15 protein-coding genes are annotated in these 14611 nt (G+C 44.0%); 11 read left to right on the top strand and 4 right to left on the bottom strand.

All coding sequences use genetic code 11. The features are described 5' to 3' along the window. Window positions 1-254: 254 nt before the first annotated feature. Window positions 255-1091 (bottom strand): CvfB family protein, encoded by an 837-nt coding sequence (locus tag HGP28_RS06455; RefSeq protein ID WP_168835638.1) that lies wholly within the window; start codon window positions 1089-1091, stop codon window positions 255-257. A 210-nt stretch (window positions 1092-1301) separates the two neighbouring features. Here HGP28_RS06455 and HGP28_RS06450 point away from each other — a divergent pair, with 210 nt between their 5' ends. Then, entirely contained in the window at window positions 1302-2663 is a 1362-nt protein-coding gene (locus HGP28_RS06450) for a hypothetical protein (RefSeq protein WP_168835637.1), read from the top strand. A gap of 2 nt (window positions 2664-2665) precedes the next feature. Here HGP28_RS06450 and HGP28_RS06445 read toward each other — a convergent pair whose 3' ends face one another. Continuing rightward, entirely contained in the window at window positions 2666-3142 is a 477-nt protein-coding gene (locus HGP28_RS06445) for a PaaI family thioesterase (protein WP_168835636.1), read from the bottom strand. Window positions 3143-3476: 334 nt separating this feature from the next. Between HGP28_RS06445 and HGP28_RS06440 the strand changes: the two genes are divergently transcribed. Beyond that, window positions 3477-4526 carry a 3-deoxy-7-phosphoheptulonate synthase gene (locus tag HGP28_RS06440; protein ID WP_168835635.1) on the top strand — a complete coding sequence of 350 codons (1050 nt, stop codon included), beginning with the start codon at window positions 3477-3479 and terminating at the stop codon, window positions 4524-4526. A gap of 213 nt (window positions 4527-4739) precedes the next feature. After that, window positions 4740-5222: a YajQ family cyclic di-GMP-binding protein gene (locus HGP28_RS06435; protein ID WP_168835634.1), complete on the top strand. Its 483-nt coding sequence runs from the start codon at window positions 4740-4742 to the stop codon at window positions 5220-5222. 110 nt (window positions 5223-5332) lie between these two features. On the opposite strand, the gene HGP28_RS06430 is transcribed toward HGP28_RS06435, so the two are convergent. Then, complete coding sequence (locus tag HGP28_RS06430; protein WP_168835633.1) at window positions 5333-6253, bottom strand: precorrin-2 dehydrogenase/sirohydrochlorin ferrochelatase family protein; 921 nt, start codon at window positions 6251-6253, stop codon at window positions 5333-5335. 582 nt (window positions 6254-6835) lie between these two features. Here HGP28_RS06430 and HGP28_RS06425 point away from each other — a divergent pair. The 6 genes from HGP28_RS06425 to HGP28_RS06400 all read left to right on the top strand — a co-directional run bounded on the left by HGP28_RS06425 (window position 6836) and on the right by HGP28_RS06400 (window position 12509). Beyond that, entirely contained in the window at window positions 6836-7864 is a 1029-nt protein-coding gene (locus tag HGP28_RS06425) for an amino acid ABC transporter substrate-binding protein (RefSeq protein WP_168835632.1), read from the top strand. Between the two features lie 75 nt (window positions 7865-7939). After that, window positions 7940-9139, top strand: a complete 1200-nt coding sequence (locus tag HGP28_RS06420) for an amino acid ABC transporter permease (RefSeq protein WP_439333841.1) — start codon at window positions 7940-7942, stop codon at window positions 9137-9139. Window positions 9140-9141: 2 nt separating this feature from the next. Then, window positions 9142-10239 carry an amino acid ABC transporter permease gene (locus HGP28_RS06415; protein ID WP_168835631.1) on the top strand — a complete coding sequence of 366 codons (1098 nt, stop codon included), beginning with the start codon at window positions 9142-9144 and terminating at the stop codon, window positions 10237-10239. Window positions 10240-10261: 22 nt separating this feature from the next. Further along, window positions 10262-11011 carry an amino acid ABC transporter ATP-binding protein gene (locus HGP28_RS06410; protein WP_168835630.1) on the top strand — a complete coding sequence of 250 codons (750 nt, stop codon included), beginning with the start codon at window positions 10262-10264 and terminating at the stop codon, window positions 11009-11011. A gap of 312 nt (window positions 11012-11323) precedes the next feature. After that, a complete protein-coding gene (locus tag HGP28_RS06405; protein ID WP_168835629.1) occupies window positions 11324-11992 on the top strand; it encodes a Bax inhibitor-1/YccA family protein in 669 nt (222 codons plus the stop codon). A 187-nt stretch (window positions 11993-12179) separates the two neighbouring features. Beyond that, complete coding sequence (locus HGP28_RS06400) at window positions 12180-12509, top strand: TusE/DsrC/DsvC family sulfur relay protein (protein WP_168835628.1); 330 nt, start codon at window positions 12180-12182, stop codon at window positions 12507-12509. 5 nt (window positions 12510-12514) lie between these two features. On the opposite strand, the gene yccX is transcribed toward HGP28_RS06400, so the two are convergent. Beyond that, a complete protein-coding gene (yccX, locus tag HGP28_RS06395; protein ID WP_168835773.1) occupies window positions 12515-12790 on the bottom strand; it encodes an acylphosphatase in 276 nt (91 codons plus the stop codon). 117 nt (window positions 12791-12907) lie between these two features. On the opposite strand from yccX, the gene HGP28_RS06390 reads away from it, so the two are divergent. Next, window positions 12908-14101, top strand: a complete 1194-nt coding sequence (locus HGP28_RS06390; protein ID WP_168835627.1) for a class I SAM-dependent methyltransferase — start codon at window positions 12908-12910, stop codon at window positions 14099-14101. A 106-nt stretch (window positions 14102-14207) separates the two neighbouring features. After that, the gene (locus tag HGP28_RS06385) at window positions 14208-14558 is read left to right on the top strand and encodes a DUF2750 domain-containing protein (RefSeq protein WP_168835626.1); all 351 of its coding nucleotides are present in this window, start codon (window positions 14208-14210) and stop codon (window positions 14556-14558) included. Window positions 14559-14611: the final 53 nt, after the last annotated feature.

Raw genomic sequence — 14611 nt, 5'->3', positions numbered from 1 at the left:
AAGATTGCCAACAATTCTAGTCACACCCGCTTAAGCATGTACTAAGCTCTAAAAGTGTTCGAAAAACATCACGCTTTTCGAACAACAGCAGAGTTTAGCGCAGGCTCTTAACGAGCCGTTTCCCCTAGGCCCAGAAAAGGAACGATTTTGGGCCATTTTTTTGTCTGTTAAATGAAAACCCGCTAAATTGGGCTGTTCTTAGCACAAACAGCCTTAGCTAAATGCGCTTTTGACTACGACGTTCTTAGAAAAAACTACTCAGCTAGACGGATTCCATCTGCTTCAATAACGATTTTTCCTTGCTTGTATAAGCCGCCGATGGTTTTCTTAAATGTCCCTTTACTGGTTCTGAAAGCGGCAAAGATCGCATCTGGAGATGACTTATCATTTAGTGGTAAAAAACCACCCTTTTTCGCTAAAAGTTCAAGGATCTTACTTGCAAGATCGTCCATTTTTGCAACGCCGACTTTTTGTAATGACAAATCAATTTTCCCATCATCACGAATAGACTTAATGTAACCTTTTAAGCGCTTACCAATGAAGAGTTTACCTAATACGTCCGAAGGAAAAATCATTCCCCAATGAGCGCCATTGATTATCGCTTTAAAGCCCAATTCAGAGCGCTCAGCGATAAGCAAATCGACTTCCTGATTAATCGTATAATTTGCCGGTGTTTTATCTAGCCACTTATTGAATTTTGTTGTACCAACGATGCGTTCAGACGCTTTATCACGGTATACATATACTAAAACCGTTTGCCCCACACTTAAACGGCCACGTTGCTCACTATAAGGGATCAATAAATCTTTTTCCTTGATACCCCAGCTGACAAACGCACCAGTGCTATTGACACTTTCAACCTTCATCAAGCCCCACTCACCGACTTGAGCAATAGGCTGCTCTGTCGTTGCCGCTACCTGCTTTTCTGAATCAATGTACAAAAAAACATTGAGTTGGCTGCCAACATCAACATTTTCCTGCAAGTATTTTTTAGGCAATAGCACCGTTCCATACTCTTTAGCATCAAGAAACAGCCCAAAGTCGGTTAAACTGGTGACGGTAAGTCGGTTAATCTGGCCAACGTTAATCATTCATTCTATCTCACTGTAAATTTACAGAGATTATACCCAAACTCTGATATGCTTGCGCAAGTTTATCAAAACTCGCTTAACCGCTGGAAAAGAATAGACTTTGTTATAGGACCATTACATTCTTTGGCACCCTATACTTTTTACTTCATAAGTGACCTTCGCTATCAATGCCCAACGCATTGACAAGCGCTACCGATAGGAGCCATCCCTTTGGTTACGGTGGACAAACAAGATTCCATTACGCTAAAAATTAGCCACTCTTTAGCAAATAGCAAAGCTCTCGATTTGGACATTTATCTCTTTGTACCTGGCGAGCTTGGCCTTACCCCTGAGGTGATTTCTGAAAGTGATTTTTATTACAGTTCAATAACGCAAAAGCGCGTTTATTACAGTAACAAAATCTTACTCCCGCTGGTTCACAGTCGTCTTGCGCAACGTGGCCGTTTATCAAACCAACAGTATCGCGTCAGTTTGAGTTTATACGCTTATCAATATGTGGTCGCACTCGATAAAGCCATACAAGCTGTGCGCCCAGACAAAGGTGACAGCGTCACAGCGGAAGAGGTAGACCAAGTCATTGAACTCGCACTGGATATTCTAAAACGGTTGAGACGCGCTGTGCCTTATGAAGAAGCACAAAAGCGTTATTACGTGAATATTGATAACTACTTGTCTTGGTACACCGAACAAAAATTTCTCGCACTTATTGCCCACCTTCCTCGCGAAGGTGACTACGCCACCATCAAAGAACGGTTAATTACGCTATGTGAGAAGGAGCAAGCGCACCGAAAATTAAATCATTACAACTCTGCAGGTACGGTTGATGATCCCACGCGAATGACCAATAAAATGCGACTATTGCGCAGACTTATTGAACATCCGATCGTACTGAGAGAGAAAATTATCTCCATGGGTAACAACGTGCGACGCCTCATCAAAGGCCTTGCTACTGGATTGGTTATGGTGGTCGTGACTACCACGGTGATCATGGCTCGTGACTACTTGGGTGAAATTTCAGCCTCTTTCATTATTGCGCTCTCGTTTATTTATGCCCTACGCGAAATCTTTAAAGACGATTTACGCGATATTATGTGGCGCTGGATTCGTAAAGGTAAACCGAAATGGCGTCGCCGCTATATTGACCCATCAACCAGTAAAACCGTCGGAGCAAAACTGGAGTGGCTCGACTACACCACCTACTCTAAGTTACCAGATCGAATTCAAAAAATTCGTAAAAAGCGTGTGGTTCAAAGAGAAGAACAGGTACTCCACTACCATTCAAAAACCGAGATGACAACGTCGCATTTTCTAAGTGGTTATGAGCAAACCCGTGAAACGCTGAGCTTAAACTTGCGCGCATTAACGCGACTGATGGATAAAGGCTCAAATAAAATTTATCGTCTGAGTGATGGGCAAGTCACTCGTGACTCTGTCGAAAAGCGCCACCTACTTAACTTGATCATCAAAGAGAATAATCATACCGACGAGCCCAACTATTATCGCTTCAAAGTCGTCATGAATCGCTCGAAGCTTGTGGCAATCGAAGCGATTGACATTAGCAACATTCAATGAGGCTAATTCACAACCTTAATGGATAGAACAAGAGAAAAATGTGCCATTACCTCATCACCATGAAGTGATGGACATTTTGCAGTTATCGTCACCGCTTGATTGATGCGCTGGCCAGTTGCGATCGCTTCGGCCAGCATTTCATCAATCAACAAACCATCGCCACAATGAAAATAAACATTCGCTTCAGGGCGTTTCAAAAAATCTGCCGTCATACCTTTAAACGCCAGCGAAATTTTTTTACCACATTGTTGGGCTTTATTCATTGCCAGAAAGCCACCTGCGACATCGGCTCCAATCGCGAGCGCCCCGAAATAAAGGCTGCCTAAATGATTTTTGGTCCGGCTGCGCAGAGGGATCATTACAGTGACGCTCTCATCTGTGAGACTAACGAGCTTTGGACGACAAAGGCCAATCAGTGGCACTTTACGCCAACCGAAGTAGCGCAAGTACCAATTTGCTTTTTGCAATGAGTTCAACATCCCTGTGTCCTAACAATGAGTCATCTGACCAGTTAACCAGCCAAAACATTAATTGTCAAAAAAATGTTACAACCCCATTAACACAGACTGTATCGAGAGATTACTTAACTGTATTTTTTAGAGCGATTTTTTGTTACTTTGCAAACGTGGTTCGCAAAGTTACCTCAACGTTAATTTTACAATCTGTCTAAATTTAGCGTTTAGTTTTGCGAGTTGCCTTATCATTTGGAGGAAAAATAGAGAGTTATTTTACCTCTGGACGAATACGAAATTGTTTATTCTAAAGCACAATTCCGTTATCTTTACCGCTTCGCAATAGAGATCTTAGCTACATATGCCTTTAAAAACCGATGAATTGAGAACCCAAGCACTTGGCCCAATGCCTACCCCGGCAGAGCTTGGCTCTACCTACCCCATCACGGATGATGTTGCAGAACGCATTGCTCATTCTCGTCGTCAAATCGAAGATATTTTATCCGGAAATGACCCTCGTTTACTGGTTATTGTCGGACCATGCTCAGTACATGATACAGATGCGGCCGTTGAGTACGCAAAACGCTTAACTCAACTACAGCAGCAATACAAAAACGAACTCTTTTTAGTCATGCGGACCTACTTTGAGAAACCGCGTACCGTTGTTGGTTGGAAAGGCCTTATTACCGATCCTAACCTTGATGGCACATACGCTTTAGAGACAGGTTTGCAAAAAGCACGTAAATTGCTGCTCGATATCAACAAACTTGGCCTTGCTACTGCTACCGAATTTCTCGACATGATCACAGGTCAATATATTGCCGACCTAATTTCTTGGGGAGCTATCGGCGCACGAACGACAGAGTCGCAAATTCATCGTGAGATGGCGTCGGCACTTTCTTGTCCTGTGGGTTTTAAAAACGGGACTAATGGCAATGTGAAAATTGCTATCGATGCCATTCGAGCCGCTAAAGCTTCCCACTATTTTTATTCGCCAGACAAAAATGGGCGAATGACAGTTTATCGAACGAGCGGGAATCCGTACGGGCATGTTATTTTGCGTGGCGGTGATCAAGGCCCCAACTTTGACTCAGAATCAATCGCATCAGCATGCCGATCATTAGCTGAATTTGATCTTCCACAGCGTCTAGTCGTTGATTTTAGCCACGCGAATTGTCAAAAACAGCATCGTAAACAGCTCGAAGTCGCTCAAGATATTTGCCAGCAAATTCGTGAAGGTAGCCATTATATTGCCGGCGTGATGGCCGAAAGCTTTTTGGTCGAAGGCAACCAATCTATGTGCGATATTGAAAACCTTACGTATGGTCAGTCAATTACCGACCCCTGCTTAAGTTGGGACGACACGGCAAAAATGCTCGATATGCTTGCAGACGCGGTTAAAGCACGCTAAGTCTGTACACAAAGCACTTGAAAATGCAGTTAGGTGGCCTTGAGGTTACTTGGGTATAATCTAGCTTATTCAAATGAGTTGCGTATAATCGGCTAATTGAAAATGAGCGGCGAGTATTTTCATTGGTTGAATCCGTACTTGAAACGAATAGCATCGTATAGTGCTTTGTTTGATCTCGCCGCAAATACAAGAACAGTTCGATAAGGAAAAAACATGCCTTCTTTTGATTTTGTTTCCGAAGTAGATACCGTAGAACTGCGCAATGCGGTTGATAATGCAAATCGCGAACTTGCCACTCGTTTCGACTTTCGCAACGTCCAAGCCAGTTTTGAGTTGGTAAAAGAGAATGTAAAGCTCTCGGCAGAAGGTGAATTTCAACTGCAGCAAATGCGTGACATGCTACGTGGACAATTAGCAAAACGTGGCGTTGACGCCAATGCAATGGACTCACAAGATCCCGAAGCGACAGGTCGTGCTTGGCATCAAAACATTACCTTTAAACAAGGCATTGACACACCAACCGCAAAGAAAATTGTTAAGGTGATTAAAGACAACAAACTAAAGGTTCAAGCTTCTATCCAAGGCGATAAAGTGCGCGTTACGGGCAAAAAGCGTGATGATTTACAAACCGCTATCGCGACAGTGCGCGGCGCCGAGCTTGGTTTGCCTCTACAAATTGAAAATATGCGAGATTAAGTCATCTTCTAGTGTAGAGTTAAACAGGCTCATCGAGTCAAGAAAGTCTGTAATCATCAATCAAAGCGCCCATGGCGCTTTGATTGGTTCTATTGATGAATGTTCTTCAGCTAAAAAACCAAATCTTCCTGCATTAGAAGCCGATATTCGGTACTCGATTCTGGTATTAGAACGCATACTCTTTGCTTATTATCACTCGCGGTTTTTAACCACTGGGCCAACTCAACTGCGGCTTTAAATTCAAATCGCTCCGCATCGCGGCGCACAAGCTCAAGATAGCCGGGATTTGCTCCTTCATGATAAAACACAGATTCCGCTTGTTGCATAAATCGCAGGGCCTTGATAGGCAGCATTTCGACGTCGTCACCACAGCGAATCCAAGTGCGATTACCGCAATCTTCATAATCTTGTGCAAGAGTGGCTTGATATAGATGTTCTAAATCGTGATTGTTGGTGAGTAAGGAAACCTGAGGATGAGCAAAAAAACGCTCCCAAAATTTACGACGCTCATCAACGCTACCAAAAACCACTTTGATTGCATTACGTTTTGAATCGGCAAACTCGGCCAGTATACCCAAGTTTTGCGGCAAAATAGACTCAAGGGTCTCTCTCATGTTGCGAATCAATACTGGTGCGGCACCACCACTGGATATGGCTAACTGAATTCGACCACGATTAATCATTGATGGTGTAATGAAGTCACAATAGGGCTTGTCGTCAACCACATTAACTAAAATTCCTCGCCGCTTAGCATCAGCATAAACTCTGTGATTTAGAGCCGGATTATCCGTTGTCGCCCAAACTTGCCAGTAGTCTTGGCTCATAAGTTCACTCGAATAAAACGCCTTTATCCAATGACACTCTTCTCGCCCTACCCTTTGTTCCAGTTCTGGGTTTAATGAAGGCGAGATAATCGTAACATCTGCTCCTGCTTTTACTAAAGCATCAATCTTTCGCGACGCAACCTCACCGCCACCGACAACCATCACAGGCTTATCTACTAAATTAAGGAAGATAGGAAAATACTGCATCTCGATCCTTCGTCAACGTATTCAGCCTTTATCGTATCAGAACCTTAGCTTTTCGGTCACGTTAAGAACACACTTTTACGCTTCTTAGCGGTGGAGTATCAAAAAAATCACTCAAAATTTTATGACGCAAGTCACACGAATGCGATTTTTGTCAAAATTATATCGCAACTTTTTTATCACTAAAAATTTACACATAAGCACATGTTTTAACTATAAAACATCAACTAGAAAACCTTATATGCAATCGATTACTCGATAAATATTGGTCCGATCTCTTAGCGGCTACCATTTGAGAAATCAAAAATCCTTTTGTAGGCTTATAACTGATTGATTTGTCTGCGCACTTATCCCTGTAAGGCATAAGGACTTCGATGAATCAACGCGTAAGGAATCATACCCAAACGGCTTGGAGATACGGGTAAGAAACGTCAAGCGAAGGATGTCGCTAAGTATAAGCATGTTACTCGGCTGAACTCTAACCAATTGACAACAAGTTCGTAATCTCAGGCAATAAGGGTAAAAACAAAGGACGTCTAGATGAGGATTAATCCCCTAGGCAATGACCCAATAGGAAGGAATCTCATGGCGAAGAAACTAGCACTTATTGCTTCAGTTGTAGCAGCCTCTACAGCGCTTTTTTCAACCTCAACGCTTGCAGTTGAATCCACACTCGATAAGGTAAAAAAACAGGGCTACCTCACGTGCGGCGTGAGTACTGGCCTCCCCGGTTTCTCTAACCCAAATTCAAAAGGTGAATGGGAAGGTATCGACGTTGAATATTGCCAAGCGCTTGCCGCTGCTACTTTGGGTGATAAATCAAAAGTTAAGTATGTACCATTAACCGCAAAAGAGCGCTTTACCGCACTTCAATCCGGTGAGATTGATGTTCTTTCACGTAACACTACTTGGACTCTCCACCGTGATACTGCGCTTGGCCTTAATTTTGCGGGCGTAAACTACTACGATGGTCAAGGTTTCATGGTGAAGCGTGACTTAGATGTATCAAGCGCTCTTGAGCTCGACGGCGCATCTGTTTGCGTTCAATCGGGTACAACTACTGAGCTAAACCTTGCCGATTACTTCCGTGTAAACGGGATGACCTACAAACCCGTCGTATTTGATACATCACCACAAACTGCTGCCGGTTTTGATGCGGGTCGTTGTGACGTATTAACCACAGATCAATCCGGTTTATACGCGCTTCGCTTAAATCTAAAAGATCCAAGCTCTGCGGTTGTTTTACCTGAAATCATCTCAAAAGAACCTCTTGGACCTGTTGTTCGTCAAGGTGATGACCAATGGTTTAACATTGCTAAATGGACCCTCTTTACCATGATCAACGCCGAGGAGTTTGGTTTGGCGTCAGGGAACGTTGATGACATGCTCAAGTCGAGCGATCCCAATATCAAACGCATTCTTGGTGTAGATGGGCCTAAAGGAAAGGCACTTGGCTTGGCTGACGATTGGGGTTATCAAATTATCAAACAAGTGGGTAACTACGGTGAAAGCTTTGAGCGCACTGTGGGTGAAGATTCTCCATTACAAATTTCTCGTGGTATCAATGCATTGTGGAACAAAGGCGGCATCATGTATGCGCCACCAATTCGCTGATTGATCATATCGTATGAGGGCGGAACCATTCCGCCCTAAAATTTACCTGTTGTATGAGGTTAATTTATGATGAAAATGACACAACAGCACCATTCCACGTCAAAACTCGAGCCCAAGTCTTCTGGCTCACTCTTTTACAATCCAACCTTCCGTTCCATTGCATTTCAGATCATCGCCGTCTGCGCACTGGGTTATTTCTTTTATACCGTCATCAGTAATACTCTAAATAATCTTGATGCTCGTGGTATTGCGACCGGATTTGATTTTCTGGAGCAAGAAGCAGGGTTCGGTATCGGGCTGACCCTGATCCCGTACGATGAAACCTATAGCTATGGGCGTACGTTTATCGTCGGGCTGCTCAATACCGCCTTGGTATCAATACTGGGCATTATTCTCGCAACCGTACTCGGCTTTATGATGGGTATTGCTCGGCTTTCATCAAACTGGTTAGTGAGCCGATTTGCTGCGGTATATATCGAAATCTTTCGCAACATCCCTTTGTTACTGCAAATATTCTTCTGGTATTTTGCGGTATTACAGACACTACCTTCGCCAAGGCGTAGTCTTAATTTTGGTGATGCTGTTTTTCTTAACGTGCGGGGGCTTTATCTACCTGAACCCAGTTTTGGATCAGGCAGCCAATGGGTACTCCTAACTCTAGGCCTTGGTGTTATTGCCACATTATTCATTAGACAGTGGGCCAAAAAACATCAGAAAAACACCGGTGAGCAAACCCCAATGGGGCGCATTGCTTTAGGGCTCATCGTTGGGTTACCAAGTTTGGTGTATTTTCTTTCAGGCTCTCCGATTTCACTTATCTATCCTGAACTCAAGGGGTTCAACTTTCGTGGTGGGATCAGTATTTTGCCAGAACTTGCGGCATTATTGCTTGCATTAAGCATCTATACCGCAGCATTTATCGCCGAGATTGTGCGCTCTGGTATCAATGCAGTCAGCCATGGCCAAACTGAAGCGGCAATGTCACTTGGGCTAAATCGTTCTAGAACGTTAAAGCTTGTCGTGATCCCTCAAGCGATGCGAATTATCATTCCACCTCTTACGAGCCAATATCTTAACTTAACCAAAAACTCATCTTTGGCGATGGCAATTGGTTACCCCGATCTCGTTTCCGTTTTTGCCGGAACGACCTTAAATCAGACAGGTCAAGCCATTGAAATAATAGCAATGACAATGGCCGTTTATCTCACCTTAAGCCTAATAACATCGGCATTAATGAATTTATACAATCGTAAAATGGCACTGGTAGAGAGGTAATCATGAATCAGCATCAATTTTTGCCCGATCTTCCACCCCCTTCGAACACGGTGGGGCCGTTAGGCTGGGCAAAGAAAAATTTATTTAATGGCCCGCTAAACACCATATTAACGCTCATCTTGGGATACTTTGCGTTTATTGGTTTGGCGAGTGTCATTGATTGGGCCATCCTTAGCGCGGATTGGAGTGGTCAAACTCGAGGAGATTGCACACGTGAAGGCGCGTGTTGGGTCTTCATTCAAGTTCGTTGGGATCAATTCATGTATGGATTTTACCCCGAAGCTGAGTTGTGGCGACCTCGTCTATTCTATATCACACTTGCGATATTTACGGTTTTACTCGCTTATGAAAAAACACCTAAGCGGATGTGGATATGGCTGTTTTTTGTCAACATTTACCCATTTTTTGTCGCTGGGCTTCTCTACGGTGGCGTATTTGGATTGGAGGTCGTTGACACTCATAAATGGGGCGGGCTTCTCGTTACCTTGATTATTGCACTGGTTGGCATCATTGTTTCCCTTCCTATCGGTGTGGTTTTGGCTCTAGGTCGACGTTCAGAGATGCCCATTATTCGCAGTATGTGCACCGTTTACATTGAGATTTGGCGCGGCGTGCCACTGATCACCGTCCTCTTTATGGCATCGGTCATGTTACCGCTCTTTCTTGCTCATGGCTCTGAGACAGACAAGCTGATACGAGCTCTTATTGGGGTGGTACTCTTTAGCTCAGCCTACATGGCTGAAGTAGTCCGTGGTGGGTTGCAAGCGATTCCAAAAGGTCAATATGAAGCGGCGGACGCGCTTGGATTGAGTTATTGGAAAAAAATGGGGCTGATTGTGCTCCCTCAAGCTTTGAAGATCACCATTCCTTCCATAGTAAATACATTTATTGGCCTTTTTAAAGACACCAGTCTGGTGTTGATTATCGGTATGTTTGATGTGCTTGGCATTGGTCAAGCGGCCAACTCCGACCCTGAATGGCTCGGTTTCGCTACCGAGAGTTATGTTTTTGTTGCTTTGGTCTTTTGGTTGTTCTGTTTTGGCATGTCCCGCTATTCCATTTGGCTAGAAGGTCGCCTAAACACTGGCCACCAGCGTTAAATTTGTCGGTAAAGGAGAAGTTATGACAATTCAAAACGATTATATGATTCAGCTAAAAGGCATGAACAAGTGGTACGGTCAATTTCACGTACTAAAAAACATCAATTTAAACGTAAAACAAGGCGAAAAAATTGTCATCTGCGGCCCTTCAGGCTCCGGAAAGTCAACCATGATTCGCTGCATCAATCGATTAGAGGAACATCAAGCAGGACATATTTTTGTCTCGGGCACTGAACTCACTGAAGATCTTAAAAACATTGAAGCGGTACGTCGAGAAGTTGGCATGTGTTTTCAGCACTTTAATTTGTTTCCTCACCTAACCGTGCTCGAAAATTGTACGTTGGCGCCGATATGGGTGAAGAAAATGCCACAAAAGGAAGCCGAAGAGATTGCTATGAAGTACCTCGAGCGGGTAAAAATCCCTGATCAAGCGGACAAGTACCCAGGGCAATTATCCGGTGGGCAACAGCAACGGGTGGCAATTGCACGCTCATTGTGTATGAACCCACAAGTGATGCTATTTGATGAGCCCACCTCAGCACTGGATCCGGAAATGGTACGCGAAGTGCTTGATGTTATGGTCGAGTTAGCGGACGAAGGCATGACAATGCTCTGTGTTACCCATGAAATGGGGTTTGCTAAAGAGGTTGCTGACCGGGTTATTTTCATGGATGCGGGAGAAATTATCGAAGAAAATAATCCGATTGATTTCTTTGAAAACCCCCAGTCCGATCGTACCCAAAACTTCCTTGCACAGATTTTGCACCATTAAGGCATTTCTTCATCACAGTACCTGATGCTGAACCGCTTGAACGTAATGAGGGTTTCAACTAAACCCTCATTACGTTCAAGCACCATCATTCGTACAGGCAGTAATAATGTGTTACAACTTGTCGAATACATTGCTCTCCATTTAAACTATGATTTCGCTAGCGGTGGCGTGTCATTACAAATGAAGAGATCACGATTTGTACCCAGCAGTATTGTTCTTTACCCCAGCAAGCGTTAGCTTGGATACTGTTGAAATTGACGCTTGTCGCCCCAACCTAGTGTACAGGCGATTACTGTTTTTACGAGGAAGACTATGAACAGCCCTATGTTTACCCGCTCATCGAGTGCCCCAAGCACGCTTGAGATTAACAAGACGTTAAAAAATACTTATTTCTTACTTTCGATGACACTAGTCACCAGTGCAATTGCTTCAATGGTGACAATGGCCATTGGTATGTCACCGATCTTCTCACTAGTATTGATGGTTGCTGCCATCGGTATTTTGTTCTTTGCTTTACCACGCACGATCAACTCACCAATGGGTATCGTGTGGACATTCGTTTTTACAACGTTAATGGGTGCGTCTCTTGGTCCAACACTTGCGATGTACGCATCACTAAGTAACGGTCCAAGCATCATCGCGCAAGCTCTTGGTCTAACCGGTATGGTTTTCTTAGGTCTATCGGCTTACACCATTACCAGCAAAAAAGATTTCTCATTCATGCGTAACTTCCTGTTCGCAGGTCTGATCATTGTTATTGTGGCTGCTCTTATCAATATTTTCGTTGGCTCAACTCTGGGTCAGTTGGTGATCAGTAGCGTTTCTGCACTGGTTTTCTCTGGTTTCATCTTGTTTGACACCAGCCGCATTGTACGTGGCGAAGAGACCAACTATGTCAGCGCTACCATTTCAATGTACCTAAACATCCTGAACTTGTTCACCAGCTTGTTGAGCATTCTAGGCATTATGAACGACGATTAATGCTATCGACCATGGTGTTTTCACGCTAAAGCTCCGTGTTCAATTTAGCGTCATACAACACAAGCCTGCACTCTGTGCAGGCTTTTTTAATTTCGGTTTTTGAAGAAACAGGCTAAGCTAGTGGCAGCTTTTCATTGGGGACGGGTATATAAAACCGATATAAACGCCCTTTTACGGATATATGATAATGTTGATTTACAATGGCAAAGAGATTGCGACCGACGCCCAAGGGTATTTATTGAACCACTCTGAGTGGGACGAAGGAATGATGGAAATACTCGCCCAAGCAGAAGGCATTGAGCTGACTGACGCGCATAGAGAAGTGATTCTCTTTGTACGCGATTTTTATGAGGAATTTAATACCTCACCAGCAGTAAGAATGCTCGTTAAGGCCATGGAAAAGGCTCATGGCCCAGATAAAGGTAACAGCAAATATCTCTTCAAGCTTTTTAAAGAAGGCCCCGCTAAGCAAGCGACTAAGTTGGCAGGATTGCCTAAACCGGCTAAGTGCTTATAAGCTTACTAACGTATCTCAAAGCCGCGAAACTCCGAGCAAAGTTGGACTCGTTCGCGGCTGACATTGGTCACACTGGCCGTTTTAGGTCCCATAGAAAGCCATTGCGCCAAATGTTCAAGCTGCTCTTCGCTTCCGCACGCCAAGACTTCTACCTGTCCACTCTCTAGATTTTTAGCGTAACCAGTTAGACCTAGTTTCAGTGCGTGATGGCACGTATGGTAGCGAAAACCTACCCCTTGAACTCGCCCCGATACCAAAAATTTTTCACTCATTCTTTCCATCATTCTTCCTATCAACGCTTTTCCTGACCAACAGCGGGCTATCGGTTGCGCATAAAATTTGATTTTACCCTGCAGTTGCTCGACAATACCCGCCCATTTTTATATCAAGAGACCGTCATGTCTGCAGCGATCTATTTGGCGAAAGGCCGTGAAAAATCACTAAAACGTAAGCACCCTTGGATCTTTTCCCGCGGTATTGAACGCACCGAAGGCGATCCGCAGCTTGGTGAGACCGTTGATGTATTCACCCACGATGGTAAATGGCTTGCCAAAGCCGCCTACTCGCCAGCCTCTCAGATCCGCGCTCGCGTTTGGAGTTTTGACAATGTCGCCATTGACCGCGCTTTTTTCATTCAGCGCTTCCAGTCGGCACAAATGCTTCGTGATGATATCATCGTGCGTGACGGACTCACTGGTTATCGTCTCGTCGCCGCAGAATCTGACGGGTTACCTGGTATCACCATAGATCGCTATCAAAACTTTTTCGTGTGCCAACTGCTGAGCGCTGGCGCTGAATTCCACAAACAAAACATCATTGATGCTCTGATCCATTGCTTTCCTGAGTGTAGTATCTATGAGCGCTCAGATGTTGCTGTGCGTAAAAAAGAAGGTCTTGAAGAACGCACCGGCTTACTTCATGGTGAATTGCCACCGAGCTCGGTGGTAATAGAAGAGAACGGCGTTAAAATTAGCGTCGATATCATTGGGGGTCACAAAACCGGCTTTTATTTAGACCAACGCGATAGCCGTCAACAAGCGATGAAATATGTTCAAGATAAAGAGGTCTTAAACTGCTTTTCGTATACTGGTGGATTTGGATTGTATGCGTTAAAAGGCGGTGCAAAACGCGTTATTAACGCTGATGTATCACAGCCGGCGCTTGATATGGCAAAATTCAATGCACAATTGAATGAGTTTGACATCAGTAAAAAACGCGCCGTCTTTCTAAACGCTGATGTCTTTAAACTGTTGCGTGAATATCGCGATCAAGGTACCCAATTTGATGTGGTCATTATGGACCCACCTAAGTTCGCTGAAAGCAAGGCACAACTTAACGGTGCTTGCCGAGGATACAAAGACATTAATATGCTGGCCATGCAGATCTTGCGCCCCGGTGGCACGTTGCTGACCTATTCCTGTTCGGGTTTGATGGACCAAGTGCTGTTCCAAAAAATCATCGCCGATGCCGCACTGGACGCCAATCGCCAAGTTAAATTTGTCGAACGATTTGAGCAAGCGGCAGATCATCCAACTGATACAGCCTACCCTGAAGGTTTCTACCTCAAAGGGTTCGCTTGTAAGGTGATGTAACCAGAGTTCAGGATTATACTCATCCTACTGATGTTGATATTCAAACGTATTCAAAAACACATTATGGTGTTAGTCTAGCGACGAATTAATTCAAGAGAATTTCACTATGACAAAGTTAACTGACGACATTCAAGCCAATCTCGAATTGTTTGTAGAAGAAACCAAACAAAACCAATTGGTTTGGGGTTTAAAAAACGAAGATGGATGGCTTGCCTGTGACTCTACCGAGTATGAAAACAGCGAAGTGATGCCATTTTGGTCATCTAAAGAAGATGCACAAACCCATAACGTTGAAGAGTGGGCGGATTTTGAAGTGCTTGAAATTCCTCTTGATATCTTCGTTGAAGATTGGTTATTGACCTTAGATGAAGATGGCGTTTTGGTTGGTACTAACTGGAATGCGCAGTTGGACGGCAAAGAAGTTGAGCCCGTTGAACTGGCAAAAATGTATCTGTAGACGTCAGTCATTCAGCCGTACGTTTTTCAATAGATCATAAATTGAAGCCGCCA

The sequence above is a fragment of the Vibrio agarilyticus genome, assembly GCF_012641465.1.
In the GTDB taxonomy this organism is placed as follows: Bacteria; Pseudomonadota; Gammaproteobacteria; order Enterobacterales; family Vibrionaceae; genus Vibrio; species Vibrio agarilyticus.
This window is presented reverse-complemented; position numbering and strand designations above follow the sequence as displayed.

Excerpts from the sequence above, each read along its gene's own strand:
- HGP28_RS06430 (WP_168835633.1), bottom strand. The coding sequence starts at position 6,253 with ATGCAGTATTTTCCTATCTTCCTTAATTTAGTAGATAAGCCTGTGATG.
- HGP28_RS06445 (WP_168835636.1), bottom strand. The coding sequence starts at position 3,142 with ATGTTGAACTCATTGCAAAAAGCAAATTGGTACTTGCGCTACTTCGGT.
- HGP28_RS06435 (WP_168835634.1), top strand. The coding sequence starts at position 4,740 with ATGCCTTCTTTTGATTTTGTTTCCGAAGTAGATACCGTAGAACTGCGC.
- HGP28_RS06400 (WP_168835628.1), top strand. The coding sequence starts at position 12,180 with ATGTTGATTTACAATGGCAAAGAGATTGCGACCGACGCCCAAGGGTAT.
- HGP28_RS06405 (WP_168835629.1), top strand. The coding sequence starts at position 11,324 with ATGAACAGCCCTATGTTTACCCGCTCATCGAGTGCCCCAAGCACGCTT.
- HGP28_RS06385 (WP_168835626.1), top strand. The coding sequence starts at position 14,208 with ATGACAAAGTTAACTGACGACATTCAAGCCAATCTCGAATTGTTTGTA.
- yccX (WP_168835773.1), bottom strand. The coding sequence starts at position 12,790 with ATGGAAAGAATGAGTGAAAAATTTTTGGTATCGGGGCGAGTTCAAGGG.
- HGP28_RS06425 (WP_168835632.1), top strand. The coding sequence starts at position 6,836 with ATGGCGAAGAAACTAGCACTTATTGCTTCAGTTGTAGCAGCCTCTACA.
- HGP28_RS06440 (WP_168835635.1), top strand. The coding sequence starts at position 3,477 with ATGCCTTTAAAAACCGATGAATTGAGAACCCAAGCACTTGGCCCAATG.
- HGP28_RS06420 (WP_439333841.1), top strand. The coding sequence starts at position 7,940 with ATGACACAACAGCACCATTCCACGTCAAAACTCGAGCCCAAGTCTTCT.
- HGP28_RS06415 (WP_168835631.1), top strand. The coding sequence starts at position 9,142 with ATGAATCAGCATCAATTTTTGCCCGATCTTCCACCCCCTTCGAACACG.
- HGP28_RS06455 (WP_168835638.1), bottom strand. The coding sequence starts at position 1,091 with ATGATTAACGTTGGCCAGATTAACCGACTTACCGTCACCAGTTTAACC.
- HGP28_RS06390 (WP_168835627.1), top strand. The coding sequence starts at position 12,908 with ATGTCTGCAGCGATCTATTTGGCGAAAGGCCGTGAAAAATCACTAAAA.
- HGP28_RS06410 (WP_168835630.1), top strand. The coding sequence starts at position 10,262 with ATGACAATTCAAAACGATTATATGATTCAGCTAAAAGGCATGAACAAG.